Source organism: Kushneria phyllosphaerae, from assembly GCF_900312995.1.
GTDB classification, from domain to species: domain Bacteria; phylum Pseudomonadota; class Gammaproteobacteria; order Pseudomonadales; family Halomonadaceae; genus Kushneria; species Kushneria phyllosphaerae.
Genome location: NZ_ONZI01000002.1, coordinates 62,577 through 80,024, shown reverse-complemented (window position 1 = coordinate 80,024; position 17,448 = coordinate 62,577). Strand labels below are relative to the sequence as shown.

The 17,448-nt window shown below is 59.0% G+C and carries 15 protein-coding genes; 5 read left to right on the top strand and 10 right to left on the bottom strand.

Annotated features, from left to right (window positions below; translation table 11 throughout):
* Positions 1 to 11 precede the first annotated feature (11 nt).
* The 3 genes from KSP9073_RS06225 to KSP9073_RS06215 all read left to right on the top strand — a co-directional run bounded on the left by KSP9073_RS06225 (position 12) and on the right by KSP9073_RS06215 (position 3,235).
* Complete coding sequence (locus KSP9073_RS06225; protein ID WP_243409143.1) at positions 12 to 1,004, top strand: serine/threonine protein kinase; 993 nt, start codon at positions 12 to 14, stop codon at positions 1,002 to 1,004.
* A 95-nt stretch (positions 1,005 to 1,099) separates the two neighbouring features.
* Positions 1,100 to 1,654, top strand: a complete 555-nt coding sequence (gene folE / locus KSP9073_RS06220; protein WP_207771434.1) for a GTP cyclohydrolase I FolE — start codon at positions 1,100 to 1,102, stop codon at positions 1,652 to 1,654.
* Between the two features lie 123 nt (positions 1,655 to 1,777).
* Positions 1,778 to 3,235 carry an NAD-dependent succinate-semialdehyde dehydrogenase gene (locus KSP9073_RS06215; protein WP_108842124.1) on the top strand — a complete coding sequence of 486 codons (1,458 nt, stop codon included), beginning with the start codon at positions 1,778 to 1,780 and terminating at the stop codon, positions 3,233 to 3,235.
* A gap of 71 nt (positions 3,236 to 3,306) precedes the next feature.
* Here KSP9073_RS06215 and KSP9073_RS17610 read toward each other — a convergent pair whose 3' ends face one another.
* The 9 genes from KSP9073_RS17610 to ppa form a co-directional block, all read right to left on the bottom strand.
* Positions 3,307 to 3,456: a hypothetical protein gene (locus KSP9073_RS17610; RefSeq protein ID WP_165814180.1), complete on the bottom strand. Its 150-nt coding sequence runs from the start codon at positions 3,454 to 3,456 to the stop codon at positions 3,307 to 3,309.
* A gap of 246 nt (positions 3,457 to 3,702) precedes the next feature.
* Complete coding sequence (gene purH / locus KSP9073_RS06210; protein WP_439330943.1) at positions 3,703 to 5,316, bottom strand: bifunctional phosphoribosylaminoimidazolecarboxamide formyltransferase/IMP cyclohydrolase; 1,614 nt, start codon at positions 5,314 to 5,316, stop codon at positions 3,703 to 3,705.
* A 53-nt stretch (positions 5,317 to 5,369) separates the two neighbouring features.
* On the bottom strand, positions 5,370 to 5,666 hold the full coding sequence (fis, locus tag KSP9073_RS06205; RefSeq protein WP_243409142.1) for a DNA-binding transcriptional regulator Fis: 297 nt from the start codon (positions 5,664 to 5,666) through the stop codon (positions 5,370 to 5,372).
* On the bottom strand, positions 5,663 to 6,676 hold the full coding sequence (gene dusB, locus KSP9073_RS06200) for a tRNA dihydrouridine synthase DusB (RefSeq protein ID WP_108842122.1): 1,014 nt from the start codon (positions 6,674 to 6,676) through the stop codon (positions 5,663 to 5,665). Before dusB ends, fis begins: the two co-directional genes overlap by 4 nt.
* A gap of 94 nt (positions 6,677 to 6,770) precedes the next feature.
* Positions 6,771 to 7,691, bottom strand: coding sequence for a 50S ribosomal protein L11 methyltransferase (gene prmA / locus KSP9073_RS06195; RefSeq protein WP_108842121.1), 921 nt, complete (start codon positions 7,689 to 7,691; stop codon positions 6,771 to 6,773).
* Between the two features lie 101 nt (positions 7,692 to 7,792).
* On the bottom strand, positions 7,793 to 9,136 hold the full coding sequence (gene accC / locus KSP9073_RS06190) for an acetyl-CoA carboxylase biotin carboxylase subunit (protein WP_108842120.1): 1,344 nt from the start codon (positions 9,134 to 9,136) through the stop codon (positions 7,793 to 7,795).
* A 13-nt stretch (positions 9,137 to 9,149) separates the two neighbouring features.
* Positions 9,150 to 9,617 (bottom strand): acetyl-CoA carboxylase biotin carboxyl carrier protein, encoded by a 468-nt coding sequence (gene accB / locus KSP9073_RS06185; RefSeq protein ID WP_108842119.1) that lies wholly within the window; start codon positions 9,615 to 9,617, stop codon positions 9,150 to 9,152.
* A gap of 229 nt (positions 9,618 to 9,846) precedes the next feature.
* Positions 9,847 to 11,778 (bottom strand): protein-disulfide reductase DsbD, encoded by a 1,932-nt coding sequence (dsbD, locus tag KSP9073_RS06180; RefSeq protein ID WP_108842118.1) that lies wholly within the window; start codon positions 11,776 to 11,778, stop codon positions 9,847 to 9,849.
* Positions 11,779 to 11,944: 166 nt separating this feature from the next.
* A complete protein-coding gene (ppa, locus tag KSP9073_RS06175) occupies positions 11,945 to 12,481 on the bottom strand; it encodes an inorganic diphosphatase (protein ID WP_108842117.1) in 537 nt (178 codons plus the stop codon).
* 228 nt (positions 12,482 to 12,709) lie between these two features.
* Here ppa and KSP9073_RS06170 point away from each other — a divergent pair, with 228 nt between their 5' ends.
* Positions 12,710 to 14,395, top strand: coding sequence for a bifunctional protein-serine/threonine kinase/phosphatase (locus tag KSP9073_RS06170; RefSeq protein ID WP_108842116.1), 1,686 nt, complete (start codon positions 12,710 to 12,712; stop codon positions 14,393 to 14,395).
* 101 nt (positions 14,396 to 14,496) lie between these two features.
* Here the strand turns inward: KSP9073_RS06170 and KSP9073_RS06165 are convergent, their stop codons facing one another.
* Positions 14,497 to 15,756: a 6-phosphofructokinase gene (locus KSP9073_RS06165; RefSeq protein ID WP_108842115.1), complete on the bottom strand. Its 1,260-nt coding sequence runs from the start codon at positions 15,754 to 15,756 to the stop codon at positions 14,497 to 14,499.
* Between the two features lie 276 nt (positions 15,757 to 16,032).
* Between KSP9073_RS06165 and mpl the strand changes: the two genes are divergently transcribed.
* Positions 16,033 to 17,418 carry a UDP-N-acetylmuramate:L-alanyl-gamma-D-glutamyl-meso-diaminopimelate ligase gene (gene mpl, locus KSP9073_RS06160; RefSeq protein ID WP_108842114.1) on the top strand — a complete coding sequence of 462 codons (1,386 nt, stop codon included), beginning with the start codon at positions 16,033 to 16,035 and terminating at the stop codon, positions 17,416 to 17,418.
* Positions 17,419 to 17,448: the final 30 nt, after the last annotated feature.

Below are 17,448 nucleotides of genomic sequence, written 5' to 3'. Positions count from 1 at the left end.
GCGCCTTCTGTATGTGGAGGTGGTTAATGGTGGCGCATCCCTTTGAACAGCTCGACCCGGCGCGCATTGTTGCCGCCATAGAGGCGCAGGGCTTTTGTACCGAAGGCGAGCCCTTTGCCCTCAACAGCTACGAGAATCGGGTCTTTTTATGGCGCGATGATCAAAATCAGCGCTTTATCGTCAAGTTCTACCGCCCCGATCGTCTTGAGGATGCCGCCATTCTGGAGGAGCATGCCTTTGTCGATGAGCTGCATGCGGCGGGGTGTCCGGTCAATCGGCTCTGGCGCAATGACCTGGGCGATACACTGCATCATCATGACGGCTTTCGCCTTGCCATCTTTTATTTTGTGCCGGGGCAGGCGCCCGAGCTGGATAACCCCGAGCATCTTTTTGCCCTGGGCGGCATGATCGGGCAAATGCACGCCGTTGCGCGGCGCAAGCCCTTTATTCATCGATCTATCCTGCGGCCGCACACCATTGCGCAGGAAAGTTTTGAAAGCATTCGGGCCAGCCAGTGGCTTACGGCGCGTCAGCGTCGTGCCCATGAGCGGATCAGTCAGGCGCTGCTGGACATGCTGCCTGAAAAGGCCTGGCCGGATAATGCCTTTCAGCGCGTTCAAGGCGATTGCCATCTGGGCAATATGCTGGGACGGGAGAGTCATTTCACGCTGGTGGATTTCGACGACTGTGTCATGGCCCCTGCGGTTCAGGATCTCTGGATGCTGTTGACCGGAGAGGATGAGCCGTCATGGAAGTCGCAGCTGGCAGAACTGATAGAAGGGTATGAAGAACACTGCCCGCTGGACAGGCGTCAGCTTGAATGGATTGAACAGCTACGAACACTTCGCCTGGTGCGATATAGTGCCTGGCTGGTGGAGCGCTGGAGCGACCCGGCCTTTCCCCGGGCCTTTCCGTGGCTTGCCAGTGAGCATTACTGGGATCAGCATATCAGAACCCTCGAACAGCAACGTGTCGCGCTGTCATCACCCCGCTGGCTGGCGTGATGCATTGCCGGCTCGACTTCCGGCCTGACCGGAATTGAACCATGCCACGGTGCCCTTATCAGGCGCTGGATATACCCGAAACGCAGGAAAGAAACATGAGTCAGGAGATGGAAAACCACTATCGCGAGATCCTTTCGGCGCTGGGTGAAGACCCGGAGCGCGAAGGACTTCAGGACACGCCGGCACGGGCTGCCAAGGCGATGCAGTACCTGACGCATGGCTATCAGCAAAGTCTTGGCGATATTGTCAACGACGCCGTGTTTTCATCGGATACCGATGAGATGGTCATCGTGAAGGACATCGAACTCTATTCGATGTGCGAACATCACATGCTGCCCTTTATCGGCAAGTGTCATATCGGCTATCTCCCGCGCGGCAAGGTGCTGGGGCTTTCCAAGTTTGCACGAATCGTGGACATGTATGCCCGCCGCCTGCAGATTCAGGAAGAGCTGACGCGCCAGATTGCCAATGCCGTACTGGATGCTACTGATGCGCGCGGCGTTGGGGTCATTGTCGAGGCGCGTCACATGTGCATGATGATGCGCGGTGTCCAGAAACAGAATTCCAGCATGAAGACTTCGGTCATGCTGGGGGATTTTCGTGAAAACCTGTCGACACGTCAGGAGTTTCTGACTCTCGTCCACAACTGATCTTCATGATGCTGCCACCATCGGTCTTCTGACCCGGGGTAACGGTTCTCCTGTTCAGTGGCATGTCCTATGCTTGGGCCTATCCCGAATGCTTCAGGGACTTCAAGCTGACAGGAGAACGACATGGATACGTTGAACGACAAAAGCCTTTTCAGACCCTTTGCCTACATTGACGGCAACTGGGTAGCGGCCGATAGCGGCGAACAGATCGAGGTCGACAATCCTGCTACGGGCGAAATCATCGCCCGAGTACCCCGGCTGGGCGCCGTTGAGGCGCAGCGCGCCATCAAGGCAGCTCATGCTGCACTTCCGGACTGGCGCCGCCGAACGGCCATTGAGCGGGCTGATATTCTCTATCGCTGGTATGAGCTGATGATCGAGCACAAGCGCGATCTCGGCCGCATCATGACGCTCGAACAGGGCAAGCCCGTGGCCGAGGCCGAAGGGGAAATCGTCTACGCGGCCAGCTTCATGCGCTGGTTTGCCGAAGAGGCACGGCGTGTCTATGGCGATACCATTCCAGGGGCAAAGCCCAACCAGCGCATCATGGTGCTCAAGCAGCCGGTGGGTGTGGTCGGTGCCATTACGCCCTGGAACTTTCCTTCCTCCATGATTACTCGCAAGGCGGCGGCCGCGCTGGCGGCGGGCTGTCCGATCGTGATCAAGCCGGCCGGACAGACGCCGCTGTCGGCAACTGCGCTGGCGGTACTGGCCGAGCGTGCCGGTGTGCCGCGTGGGGTGTTCAACGTGTTGCCGGGCAGCGCCAGCGACATTGGCAAGGCCATGACCGAATCAACGCTGGTACGCAAGATTACCTTTACCGGCTCCACGGAAGTTGGCCGTCAGCTGATGTCCCAAGCCTCGACCCACATTCAGAAGGTGTCGCTGGAACTGGGTGGCAATGCCCCCTTTATTGTGTTTGATGACGCCGACCTTGATGCGGCAGTGGCCGGTGCGATGGCGTCGAAGTTTCGTAATGCAGGGCAGACCTGCATCTGTACCAATCGCTTTCTGGTGCAGTCGGGCGTCATCAATGCTTTCTGCGAAAAGCTGGCAGCCGCGATGAACGGCGATCTGGTCGTGGGTAACGGCATGGAAGAGGGCGTCAACATTGGCCCCATGATTGATGAAAGCGCCGTTAACAAGGTGCATGAGCATGTTCAGGATGCCATCGAAAAGGGCGGAGAGCTCATGATCGGCGGCCATCAGCATACGCTGGGCGGGCGTTTCTATCAGCCTACGCTCATTAATGGCGCTGATGCCTCGATGAAAGTGGCCTTTGAAGAAACCTTTGGGCCCCTGGCAGCCGTTTTTCCCTTTGATGACGAGGCGCAGGCGATCAGCATGGCCAACGATACCGAGTTTGGTCTGGCCGCTTATTTCTATACGCGTGATGCCGGGCGTATCTGGCGCGTGGGCGAAGCGCTGGAATACGGCATCGTGGGCGTCAACGAAGGGTTGGTGTCCAACGCAGCGGCGCCATTTGGCGGCATGAAGGAATCCGGGCTCGGTCGTGAAGGATCACGCTATGGCCTGGAGGAGTACATGGAAACGAAGTATCTGTGCATGACCATCGAATGATCCGGTTGGTCCCAGCGATGATCCAAGCCATTAAAAAACCCCGCCATGGCGGGGTTTTCGGTATTCGAGGCTCAGGAGCACATGCTGCCCTGTGCGGGTGTGAACCACCAGCTCTGCTCGCTGGCGTATCCGTAGGTGCCGGCGGTGGTCACAATAGTAATTGCGACGGCGAGGGTTATCTTCTTGATGGTCAATCCCTTGAGAGACAGTACCTTCCACATGCGGGTTTACTCCGGACAATTTTTTTAATTTTTTTGCCATCGCAGGTCATTGCTGCCGACACTGCCCGGGCTACGCATTATTACTCGCAAGAACGCAATAACACTGTGCCATTCGGATTAAGTTCAATGTCGTCAGAAGATTTTTTTTAAGCAGGTTTAACGCTCGGATCGTCACAACAGGATATAAAAAAGGGGCCGCCATCTCATGATGGCGGCCCCTTTTAAACGTCGGCTGAAGCGGGGTATTTAATGCCGGAAATGGCGCATACCGGTAAAGACCATCGCCATGCCGGCCTCATCGGCGGCCTTGATGACTTCCTCATCGCGCATGGACCCCCCCGGCTGAATTACCGCCGTAATGCCGGCTGCCGCGGCGTTATCTATGCCGTCACGAAACGGGAAGAAGGCATCCGATGCCATGACGCTGCCCTTGACCTCAAGACCCGCGTGCTCTGCCTTGATGCCGGCTATGCGTGCAGAGTTGACCCGGCTCATCTGCCCGGCACCCACACCCACGGTCTGGCCGTTGCGGGCATAGACAATGGCGTTGGACTTGACGAACTTGGCAACCTTCCAGGCAAACAGCAGATCTTCAAGCTCTTCAGACGACGGTGCGCGCTGCGTCACCGCGCGAAGTTCCTGTTCAGTGACCATGCCATCATCACGTGACTGCACAAGCAGGCCACCGGTGACGCGCTTGTAGTCAAAGCTTTCGCCAGCGTTGTCAGGCCATGCGCCGCACTCCAGCAGACGCACGTTTTTCTTGTCGGCCACCGTCTGGCGTGCAGCGTCGCTGATGGAGGGGGCAATGATGACTTCAACAAATTGACGCTCGACGATGGCGGCAGCCGTCTCACCATCGAGTTCGCGGTTAAAGGCAATGATGCCGCCAAAGGCGGATTCGCCATCGGTAGCGAAAGCCAGTTCATAGGCGCTTTTCAACTGACCGTCACGACTGATGCCGACGCCACAGGGATTGGCATGCTTGACGATGACACAGGCGGGCGCGTCAAAATTCTTGACGCATTCCAGTGCGGCGTCGGTGTCCGCCACGTTGTTATAGGACAGTTCCTTGCCTTGGAGCTGAACGGCGCTGGCAATACTGCCCGGGGCCGGCTCGCGTTCGGTATAAAAGGCCGCCTGCTGGTGCGGATTTTCGCCGTAGCGCATCTGTTGACGCTTGTGGAACTGGGTCGACCAGGTACGAGGCAGAGCAGGGGTTCCGGCATCACCGGTTTCAACGATGCCCCCCAGATAGCTTGCGATGGCGGCATCGTACCCGGCGGTATGTTCAAAGGCCTTGACGGCCAGATCAAAGCGCAGGGCGCCATCGGTGCCGCCTTCTGAGCCTTCCAGGGATTGCAGCACGCGAGTGTAGTCGGCCGGGTCGACCACGATGGTGGTATAGGCGTGGTTCTTGGCGCAGGCACGCACCATGGTGGGACCGCCGATATCGATATTTTCGATGGCGCGTTCCAGCGTGCACGCAGGGTCAGCCACGGTCTCCTCGAAGGGGTAGAGGTTGACCACCACCATGTCGATCGGGGCAATGTCATGCTCTGCCATGACGGCATCATCCTGACCGCGACGGCCCAGAATGCCACCGTGGATGCGTGGGTGAAGGGTCTTGACCCGACCATCCATGATTTCGGGGAACCCGGTATGTTCGGACACCTCGGTGACAGCAACGCCCTGCTCATTGAGAAGGCGCCATGTACCGCCGGTAGACAGGATCTCGACGCCAAGTGCTGCAAGGCGTCGGGCGAAGTCCACAATGCCTTCCTTGTTGGAGACACTGATCAATACACGGCGGATCGGCAGGCAGGCGTTGGACATTGCAGTCTCGTCTTGATGAGTCATGAGGTTTCCGTGGCGGGCAGTTAAGCGTGTCATGCGCAAACAGCGCATCAGGCTCAGATCAAATCGTACTGTTTGAGCTTCTTGCGCAGCGTTCCGCGATTGAGTCCCAGCATCTGTGAGGCCTGGGTCTGGTTGCCGCGGGTATGGCTCATGACTGAGCGCAGAAGCGGGGCTTCGACTTCGGCCATGACCATGTTGTAAAGGTCGGTTACGTTTTCACCATCAAGATGGGAAAAATAAAGCGACATGGCCTGGTCAACCGCCTCGCGCAGCGTCCGTGACTGTGACGGATGCTGGTGAAGCTGAATGGGGGTTTCACCCGGGTGATCAGACAGTGGATGACTAGTCATGCGGCACGCGTTCCATCTATATGGGCGAACGGAGAATTTTCGGCGAAAAGCGCTTTCAGGTAGCGCTGCTGTTCATCGCAGTCTTCAAGGGTATTGAACTCGCGACGCCAGTGTTCGCCATGCTCTGCGCAGGCGAGGTACCACCCGATATGCTTGCGCGCGATGCGCACGCCCATGTGCTCGCCATAAAACGCATAAAGGGCTTCCAGATGGCCGGTCATGACGTCGGCGCGCTCAACGGCAGTCGGTGGTGGCAGAAGATTGCCGCTTTCAAGATAGTGCTCGATCTCGCGAAAGATCCAGGGATTGCCCTGTGCCGCACGGCCGACCATGACGGCATCGGCACCGGTATAGTCCAGCACCTGACGGGCCTTTTCGGGCCCGTCGATATCGCCATTGGCAAACACCGGTATGGAAAGCTCGGATTTGATCCGGGCGATGGTGTCGTACTCGGCCTGCCCCTGGTAGCGCTGCTCGCGGGTACGGCCATGAACGCTCAGTGCTGCAATGCCGGCGTTCTCGGCCATGCGCGCGATTGCCAGGGCATTACGGGTCTGATCGCACCAGCCGGTACGAATCTTGAGCGTGACGGGAATGTCCACGGCGCTGACCACGCGCTCAAGAATATCGCCGACCAGGGCTTCATCGCGCATCAGGGCAGAACCCGCTGCCTTGTTGCAGACCTTCTTGGCCGGGCAGCCCATGTTGATGTCGATGATTTCAGCACCGTTATCGGCATTGACGCGGGCGGCGTCTGCCAGCATGTCGGCATCGCCGCCGGCAATCTGGACCGAACGCGGGCCGGGCTCGCCGCTGTGGTCCAGTCGCAGGCGTGACTTGGGCGTGTGCCACAGTCGCTTGTCGGCCGTCACCATCTCGGAAACCACCAGTCCTGCGCCCAGCGTCCTGCACAGCTGGCGAAAGGGGCGATCGGTGATTCCCGCCATGGGCGCAAGAATAACGCGCCCGGCCAGCCGGTGAGGGCCGATACAGGGCAGTCCGCTAACCATTGAAAGCTTTATCCGAAAAAGGGAGAGACATGATAGCGACCTGAGCGCCGATCTTGAAGGGCCAGGTCGCGTTGCTTCGCCGAAAGAACGGGCTTTAGCCGGCCTCACGCGGGCGATAGCCTTCCACACAAACCCAGCCCTCGCGCTCGCGGGGCTCGTTGATGTGAAGCCCCTGGTCGCGATAGGCCTCAACAATATCGTTGGCCTGGTGCGACAGAATGCCCGAGAGCGCCAGGCGTCCGCCTGCCACGACATATCCGGCAATCATGGGGGCAAGTTCTACCAGCGGCCCGGCCAGAATGTTGGCGACCACAACTTCAAAGCGGTCGTCCGGGGCCTGTTCGGGCAGGTAGAGATCAAAATCCTGTTCAGCGATCTCATTGCGCCCGGCATTGTCCCGGCTGGCCAGCAGGGCCTGCGGGTCAATATCGGTGCCTACGGCGTGGGCTGCGCCGAGCTTGAGTGCTGCGATGGCCAGGATGCCCGAGCCACAGCCGATGTCGATCAGGCGCTTTTGTTCAAGCTCACCGGCCACGGCCAGCTCGTCCAGCCACTGCAGGCACAGCGCCGTGGTCGGGTGAGTGCCAGTGCCAAAGGCCAGGCCCGGGTCGAGCATCAGATTGACCGCGTCGCTCTCCGGCGGATCAAACCAGCTGGGTACGATCCACAGGCGCTGGCCCATTTTCATGGGTTCAAAGCCGTCCATCCATTCACGACTCCAGTCGCGATCTTCAAGCACTTCGTACTCGATCTCGGGGCAGGGCTCATCACTGGCAACGCTTGCCCAGTGCTCGCGCACCCTTGCGATCATGTCGCTGACGCCTTCGAGGTCGTCATAAAGCCCGGTCAAAACGGTCTGATTCCACAGCGGGGTGGTGCCGCGTTCGGGCTCAAATACCGGGTCGTCGACGGCGTCTTCAAGCGTAATGGCCTGAGCACCCTCGTCGGTCAGAAGCTCTTCGAGCAGTTCGGCGTGTTCCGGCGCGATGTGCGCCTTGAGTTGAAGCCAGGCCATAATGCTTCCTGTAGGATGGGTGAGAGACAGTCATGACTGTCTAAAAGCATCAGGGGGCGATGCAATCGCCCCCTGATGGGTATCGTCGCTATCCGTAGGCTTTAGTGCAGGCCCAGTTTCTTTTCCAGATAGTGGATATTGACCCCGCCGCGCTGGAATTCGCTATCGCGGACCAGATCCTTTTGCAGATCGGTATTGGTCTTGATGCCTTCTACCAACAGCTCGTCCAGCGCATTTTGCATGCGTGTCAGTGCGCTTTCACGGTTTTCACCCCAGGTGATCAGCTTGCCGATCAGGGAGTCGTAATTGGGAGGCACTGTATAGCCGGTATAAAGGTGCGAATCCATGCGCACACCCAGACCGCCCGGGGCATGATAGAACGTGATCTTGCCGGGCGAGGGCATGAAGGTGCGCGAATCCTCGGCATTGATGCGACACTCAAAGGCGTGCCCGTTGATGACCACGTCTTCCTGTCGAATCGACAGGGGAATGCCGGAGGCAATCTTGAGCTGTTCCTTGACGATGTCGACGCCGGTGACCATCTCGGTGACCGGGTGCTCCACCTGAACACGGGTGTTCATCTCGATGAAGAAAAACTCGCCGTTTTCGTACAGGAACTCGAAGGTGCCGGCGCCGCGATAGCCGATCTCGATGCATGCATCAACACAGGCCTTGAGCACTTTGGCACGCGCTGTTTCATCGATATGCGGTGCGGGAGCCTCTTCAAGCACCTTCTGATGGCGACGCTGCAGCGAACAGTCGCGGTCATAGAGGTGAATGGCATTGCCCTGACCATCGGCGAGTACCTGAACTTCGACATGTCGAGGACGCTCGAGATATTTCTCCATGTAGACGACATCACTGCCGAAGGCGGCATTGGCCTCCGATTTCGTCACCGCTACGGCCGAGACCAGCTGGGACTCTTCTCGAACCACGCGCATGCCGCGACCGCCGCCGCCGGCTGCGGCCTTGATCATGACCGGGAAGCCGATGCGACGTCCGATTTCAAGAATTTCGGCATCGTCATCGGGCAGCGGGCCATCGGAACCCGGAACCGTGGGTACGCCAGCCTTTTTCATGGACTCGATGGCCGAGACCTTGTCCCCCATCAGGCGAATGACATCCGCTGTGGGGCCGACAAAGACAAACCCCGAGCGTTCGACCTGTTCGGCGAAATTGGCGTTCTCGGACAAAAAGCCATAACCCGGATGAATCGCCGTCGCATCAGTCACCTCGGCAGCTGAAATCAGCGCCGGGATGTTGAGATAGGACGCCGGGGAGGGGGCAGGGCCAATGCACACGGCTTCATCGGCAAGGCGCACATGAATCAGATCACGGTCAGCCTTTGAATGCACCGCCACCGTCTTGATACCGAGTTCCTTGCAGGCGCGCAGTATACGTAGTGCGATTTCGCCGCGATTGGCGATCAGTACCTTTTCCAGCATGCTGAAAATCCTGTCAGGCAATGATGATCATGGGCTGGTCAAATTCGACCGGCTCACCATCTTCAACAAGCACGGCATTGATCACGCCGTCCTTGTCCGCTTCGATCTGGTTCATCATCTTCATGGCTTCAACGATGCAGATGGTGTCACCCTTTTTGACGCTCTGGCCGATCTCGACGAACGACTTGGCACCGGGTGCCGGTGAGCGATAGAAAGTGCCCACCATGGGCGAGAGTACTTGGTGACCGCTGGGTGCGGCAGGAGCGACCTCTTCGGTGGCAACCGGTGTGCTGCCGGGAGCAGCCTGCTGCGGCTGCTGGGGGTAATAGCCCATCGGTGCCTGAGGCATCATCATCTGGCCCTGCTGGCCGGGCAGATTGCGACTGATGCGGACGGACTCCTCGCCTTCCTGAATCTCGATTTCGCTGATGTTGGATTCTTCCAGCAGCTCGATGAGCTTCTTGACCTTGCGAATGTCCATGGCAATACCTGTTGATCGATCGGGTCTCGTCTGGCACAGGACCCGGAAAGTAAACTCTGTTGTCAGGCAGCGAATGTGCCTTCGAACACCTCATGGTTAACCTGAAGGTCAACCGGCAAGATAGCGACATGATCTCAGACGATCACGTCGCCGCAAATGTATTGGAGAAGTTTGCCGAAAAAAGCTAACGGTGTCCAGAAAGTCGCCCGATGATACGGGCGAAATCCGGTCAGCCGTTTTCTGCGACCTGCTTGAGCAGATGGCGCATTTGCTGGTGGCTGATTTCACCCTGCGTGCGCTGGGCGCGCATTTCCTGCCCCTTGCTGAAAAACAGCAGCGCCGGCGGACCAAAAAGGTGATAGCGCTTGAGCAGCGCGCGCGCTTCCGGACCGTTATCCGTGACGTCCAGACGGATCAGGGTAAATGCCTGCAGCTGCCGGCGTATCTCCGGGTCCCACAGCACGTCGCGTTCAAAATGCCGACAGCTGATACACCAGTCAGCATAGACGTCAATCATGACCGGTTTATCAGCATCACTGATGACACGGTCGAACGCCTGACGGGTCGTCACGGTGGTCATGTCAGGGGCGGCTGCGTCACTGCTGTCTGATGTGGCACGCTGACCTGCCAGTGGCATCCACGGATCATCATGGCCCATGGAAGCCCCGATCAGACACAGCCCACCCCAGAGTAGAACCATCAGGGCCAGTGCCTGGCGAAGACGCGGCCATAGCGCTGATTTAGTGCGTGACAGTCCTCCCATTCCCGCACCTGTCAGTACGGCCAGACTGCCCCACAGCGCAAGCGACAGCGTTGAAGGCACCAGACGGTCAAGCAGCCACAGGGCAACGCCTGCCAGCGCTACGGCAAACAGCCGTCGAATGCTCTCCATCCAGGGGCCGCTGCGCGGCAGCCATCCGGCGCCGAGCGTGGCGACCAGCATCAGGGGAATGCCCATGCCAATGCCAAGGGCCAATAGGGCCAGCATGCCGGCCAGTGGGTCTGCTCCCGCCGAGAGATAGACCAGAACGCCGGCCAGGGGCGCAGAAATGCATGGAGAGACGATCAGGGTCGAGAGCGCGCCTGCCAGCGCAGCCCCCGGCAGACCGGCCTGGCGGAGCCGGTCCTGCCAGGCGCTGATGCGCTGTTGAAGACGGCCACCGGTGGGAAGTTGCCAGACATCCAGCAGCCACAGGGCGAACAGGATGAACAGGGCGGCAAAGGGGATCAGCACCCATGGTGACTGCAGCCGTGCCTGCAGATTGAGGCTGGCGCCGAAAACTCCCATCAATGTGCCCAGCGCAGCATAGGTCAGCGACATGCCCGCCACGTAGGCCGCTGACAGCATCAGAGCGCGGCTCTTGTTGGCGTTCTGGCCAACCACCAAGGTCGTCACGATGGGGAGCATCGGCAGGACGCAGGGGGTAAAGGAAAGCCCCAGCCCTGCGAGCAGGAAAACGCCCATCATGATCACAAGGCTGGACTGGCCGGGCAGCGTTGACACCTCTGTCCTGCGACCTTGATCAGAGTTGGGCTTTTGATCAGAGGGCGCCGTGTCGGTGACAGGGGGTGGATCGTTGGGCATCCGCGCGCCGATAAAGCGCTCGGGCGTGGTGCCGGGCGCTGCCTCAAGATGACGTGTCTCGGGGGAGTAGCAAAGTCCGGCCTCGGCGCAGCCCTGAAAACTGATGCGAATCGGCACCGACGCATTGTCAGGCAGCGGGTCTTTCAGCGTCGCCGTGATCACCAGTGGGTGATGAAAGACCTCAACATCTCCCAGAAACTCATCATGAATGGGCTCGCCGTGTGGAATGTCGGGTGCGCTCAGCGCAATGTCTGCCTGCTCACTCTGCAGATCAAAACGGTGGCGATAGAGATAGTAGGTCTCGGCACTATCAAATCCCACCTTGATCGTATTGCCTTCACGCCATGCTCTGTAGGTAAATGCCTGATCGACCGGCAGGAAGTCGCCGTTGCCGGAAGCATCATCGGATGATGCCTTCCAGGGCGGTGCAGAGGTCGTGGCGCTGTCCACATGACTGGCGCCTTCGACGGCAGCATCATCATTGGATGAGGAAAAGAAATTACTGGCCGGCGCTGTGCCTGACAGCATGGCCCCCAGCAGGGTAACAATTAAAAAAAACAGGGCGCGCGACATCATGAACTCCGCAGCGCTGGCATATCAAAATGCCGAGAGTGAAAGAAAGCAGTGCCTGAATAAAACATGTCGCGGCGCAACGGCGCCGCGACATGCAGGTATGAAGACATTTTTTCAGCGAAGGGGTTCGCCAATCAGTCTTTCAGAAGCCAACCGATCGTGCTGGTGATCAGTGGTTGTCCTTCTGATAGGCATCGATGGATTTTTCGATGGCCTTGATGGCAGCTGCCTTGTCGCCCCAGGTGTCGATCTTGACCCACTTGCCCTTTTCGAGATCCTTGTAGTTCTCGAAGAAGTGCGCAATCTGCTGGCGCAGCAGCTCGGGCAGGTCAGTAACTTCCTCGACATCGTCGTAGGCTGCAGAAAGCTTCTGGTGCGGTACGCAGATGAGCTTGGCATCCTCGCCGGCTTCATCGGTCATGTGCAGGATGCCCACCGGGCGTGCACGAATGACACAGCCAGGCTGTACCGGGTAGGGCGTGACCACCAGGGCGTCCAGCGGGTCCCCGTCATCGGCCAGCGTGTTGGGGATGAAGCCGTAGTTGGCCGGGTAGAACATCGGAGTCGGCATGAAGCGATCGACCAGCAGCGCGTCGAGATCCTTGTCGATTTCATACTTGATCGGCGTATGGTTGGCAGGAATTTCAATCGCCACGAACAGATCGTGGGGAACATCCTTGCCGGCGGGGATCTTGTCGAAACTCATCGATCGAGTCCTTGCGTTTGCGGGTTGAAAATTCGAGAGTGAAAATCGTGGAAAATTATACGAACCAGGCAGGACGATTACCAATCCGGTTGATCGGCAGCTCCCGATCCGCACAATACGACAAATCCGTTGCCTCGTAAAAAGGATGCCAGTGACGTGCAAAATGGCCTGTCTTTAAGTTTCGGACATGCGTTCGTGGCGCCTGATCAACGTCGTCATCGTTCATCGATGTCGGTCCAGATCCCCGGTAACCCTCGTCAGCTCGAGATCAAGGGGGCCTGTGCGATCATCGCGGATTCTACCTGGCGTAACGCCATCGCCCGCCAGGCCGGCGATATTTCGGTACGTGGCTTTCTGGCCGATTACTATTCCACACCTGATCACTGGGACATCAAGACGTCGGCAACACGAGTGCTGCGGGCACTCAACGGCTGGTGTTACAGCCAGAGCCGCTACGTCCAGGGCGGCAGTTATATCAGCTCACTGTCCGCCATTGTCTTCCGTGGCCGGGAAAGTTTTCTGTTTCATATGGGCGATACCCTCGTTTTTCGCCTGCGTGGTGCCGAGTTCGAACAGCTTTCACGCGATCATGTCACGGATCTGGGCGGGTATCGCTATCCCTCCCGGGCGCTGGGCATGGACAATAACATTGATATCGATCACATGAGCCTGCCGCTCAAGATCGGAGATGTGTTTCTTTTTACCTCTCAGGCCGTACGCGGCACGCTTACGCCCACGGACTACGTGCACGCCATTCGCCAGCAGGATAACGATCTTGATGCAGCCTGCGAACGCCTGGCCGGCATGGCGCGCGAGCGTGCCGGGGCCCGCGGCTATGGTGCCGATGCTTTCTGCTTTCAGCTGGTCCGGGTGGAAGGACTGCCCAGTGAAGACGCAGGCCTGCCCGAGCAGCTTCCCGGACAGCTGCCGATTCCGGCCGAGCTTGAGGCAGGAGATCGTATTGATGGATTTCTGATCGAATCGATTATCTCGAAAACGTCGCGCGCGCACGTTTATGCGGTCAGGGATGAGGCTTCGCTGCGACGAATGGTGATGAAGGTCCCCAGCCCCGAGATGTCATCGAGAAATCCGTACCTGGAGCATTTTCTGCTCCAGCAGTGGATTGGCGAACGGGTGCGCTCTCCCTTTGTGGTGCGCATCGTCACGCCTCCGCGCCCTCGACGTCATCTCTACTATTTGATGCGACCCGTCGAGGGGCAGCCGCTGGATCACTGGCTTGAACAGCATCCCGAAGCCGGTATCGAGCAGCGTCTTGATATTGCACGTCAGCTTGCTCGCGCCGTACATGCCCTGCATCGGCGTGACATTCTTCATCAGGCCATTCGTCCTGAAAACATCATGATCGATGAGCATGATCAGGTGGTACTGATTGATTTTGGCGCCTGCGCGCGCCGACTTGATGACGACAACAATGCTGCCCTGGCGCTGGCGCGCGATGGCCGCCTTGGCATGCACAGCGCCCCGGAATATGCCCTGGGGCTGGGCGTCAGTCGCCGCAGCGACCAGTACTCGCTCGCCTCGACCATCTATTGGCTGCTGACCAGCGCCATGCCTTATGCCGTGGCCCCCAATACGTTGAAAAATGAACAGGCGCTGTCGACGCTCACCTATCGCCGCGCTCGTGATATCAATCCTCAGGTGCCGGCGGCGCTGGATGACGCCCTGCAGCGCGCATTGTCTGCGCGTCGAGCACTGCGCTTCAGACGCCTGTCCGAGCTGATTCAGGCATTGCGCTATGCCACAACGTTTACCGACGATGAGGACGATGACGTATCTTCCCTCTCGCCTGATAAAACGTCGGAGACGCCGTCGCGGCAGAAGTCACTGCGCCTGTGGCAGGGCATTGCCGCGGCTCTGATGGTGGTGCTGCTGGTGGTCGTGGTGATCAAATAGGGCATTTTCTTGCACGTGTGCATTAAAAACCCCCGGCCACATCAAGTGACCGGGGGTTTTTGTTGCCATCGGTGTTAACACCGTAGCGTCAGGCGCTGGCCTTAAAGGTGATATTCAGGCAGCTTTTTGGCGATACGCTCCAGCCGCAGGCTGGCCACCTTCGGCAGACCGTTTTCAAACGGCGGGAAATCTTCACCCTGAATCAAAGGGCGAAGATAACGTCGGCCGGCATCATTGATGCCAAAGCCATCTTCACGGATGTATTCCGCCGGCATGAATTTTTCCTGGTTGGCGACCTGCTCCAGCGGCGCATCAATGATCGACCAGCTGTACGGATCTTCACTGTCACGCTGAATGGCGGGCATCACGGCATTTTTGCCTTCAAGGGCGCATTCAACGGCGCGCTGGCCCACGGCGTAGGCCTGCTCGACATCGACGGCGGAAGCCAGATGACGCGCGGCGCGCTGCAGGTAGTCGGCCACGGCCCAGTGATACTTGTAGCCCAGGTCCTGCTTGACCATGCCGGCCAGTGTCGGTGCAACACCGCCGAGCTGGCGGTGGCCAAAGGCGTCGGTGTTGCCGGCATCGGCCAAAAAGGTGCCGTCTTCATAGCGGGCGCCTTCAGAGACAACAACCACGCAGTAGCCATGCTTTTTGACCGCCGCGTCGATATGGTTCATCACGCGCTGGCGGTCAAAGGGCACTTCCGGCAGCAGGATCATGTGCGGCGGGCCATCGTTGGTTTCACTGGCCAGTGCGCCGGCGGCGGCGATCCAGCCGGCGTGACGTCCCATGGATTCCAGAATGAACACCTTGGTGGACGTTGAGCACATCGAGGCAATGTCCAGCGCCGCTTCACGCGTCGAGGTGGCAATGTACTTGGCGACCGAGCCAAAACCGGGAGAGTTATCGGTAATCGGCAGATCGTTATCAACGGTCTTGGCCACATGAATGGCCTGCAGGGGATACCCCATCTGTTCGGAAAGACGCGAGATCTTCAGGCAGGTGTCGGCACTGTCACCGCCACCGTTGTAGAAGAAATAACGAATATCATGTGCCTTGAAGACTTCAATGAGACGCTCGTACTGACTGCGATGGGTCTCGATATCCTTGAGCTTGTAACGACAGGAGCCGAAGGCGCCGCCCGGAGTATGTCTCAGTGCTGCGATGGCCTCGTCACTTTCCAGGCTGGTATCAATCAGGTCCTCGGTCAATGCGCCGATGATGCCATTGTGTCCGGCATAGAGGGTGCCAATGCGGTCGCTGTACTTGCGGCATGTCTGAATGACGCCGCAGGCACTGGCATTGATCACGGCCGTCACACCACCTGATTGTGCGTAAAAGGCGTTACTGGAGGTCATGAGCTTCCTGCTTCTTATGAATGAAGGTCGGCCAACGCCGTGAGTGCTGACCGAGCTGTCTCTCGGCAACGTGGCGCGCCTCTTGTGGGCAGCGCTGCTGTTGGTCGATCAGCGGATCGATGGCCGGCATCGGGCATCGCCCGTGGGGCGATCATATCCATTACCTGCAGGCCTGATCCAGTCAGAGATGCATCAATTGCAGGTGAACCGGAGCCTGACGTCGATTCACGGGCCATGCTAGGCTGATCCGGCTTTTGACGGAGAGCCCTATTTTTCATGCATATTCATATTCTCGGCATCTGTGGCACTTTCATGGGCAGCCTGGCGCTGCTGGCACGTGAACTCGGGCATCGGGTGACCGGGTCGGACAAGGGGGTCTATCCCCCGATGAGCACACAGCTTGCGGCGCACGGTATCGATGCCGGGCACGGTTTTGATGAGGCCAATCTCGATCCCCGCCCCGATCTGGTGATCATCGGCAACGCGATGTCTCGCGGTAACGTCGAGGTCGAGGCCGTTCTCAATCAGCGCATCCCTTACACCTCAGGGCCTCAGTGGCTGGCCGATAACGTGCTGCGCGAGCGCCGCGTACTGGCAGTGGCCGGGACGCACGGCAAGACCACCACGGCCAGCATGCTGGCGTGGATCCTTGAGCAGGCCGGGCTGGCACCGGGTTTTCTGATTGGTGGCATCCCGCGTAATCTGGGCGTTTCAGCGCGTGCCGGCTCGTCCGGCGATGTCTTCGTGATCGAGGCCGATGAGTACGATACGGCCTTTTTCGACAAGCGCTCCAAGTTCGTTCACTACCTGCCGGAAGTGGCCGTGCTCAATAATCTGGAGTTCGATCACGCCGATATCTTCACTGACCTGGCGGCCATCGAGCGACAGTTTCATCATCTGGTGCGGCTGGTGCCAGGCAATGGACAGCTGGTGGTGGCGGACAATGAGCCGGCACTGTCTCGGGTGCTCGACATGGGGGCATGGTCACCGATCGCCCGCTTTGGGCGCACGGATCAGGCGCAGTGGCAGCTTGGAGATGGCGTTGATGATCAGCAGTTTGTCGTCAGGGCGCCAGAGGGTGAAGTAGTGGTGCGCTGGGCCATGAGCGGTGAACACAACCGGCGCAATGCACTGGCAGCAATGGCTGCCGCCAGTGCTGTTGGTGTCACGCTTGAGCAGTCCGCTGCGGCACTGGCCACGTTTGCGTCTCCGCGCCGGCGTCAGGAGCTGCGCGGCAGCGTCAATGACATTCAGGTGATCGACGATTTTGCCCACCACCCGACAGCGATTGCCATGACGCTGGAAGGACTCAGGGCAGTGACGCCCCGCGGGCGACTGATTGCCGTCATTGAGCCACGCTCCAATACCATGAAGCTTGGCACCATGAAGGCCCGCCTGCCGGACAGCGTTGCCAGCGCCGATGAGGTCTACTGGTATCAACCGGCGGCCCTGGGATGGTCCGTGCTAGAGGTGGCGCAGGCCTGCCCGGTGCCGGCCCATGTCATGACCACCACCGAGCAGCTGATTGAGGCACTGGTGGAACAGGCGCGTCCGGAAGATCGAATTGTCATCATGAGCAACGGCGGCTTTGATAACGTCCATGAGCGCTTGTTGAATGCCCTTGAGCAGCGTTACGGGCAAACGGCCGACATCGATGGCTGAGAGGTTGGCGGAACCATCTTCCGGTGGAAG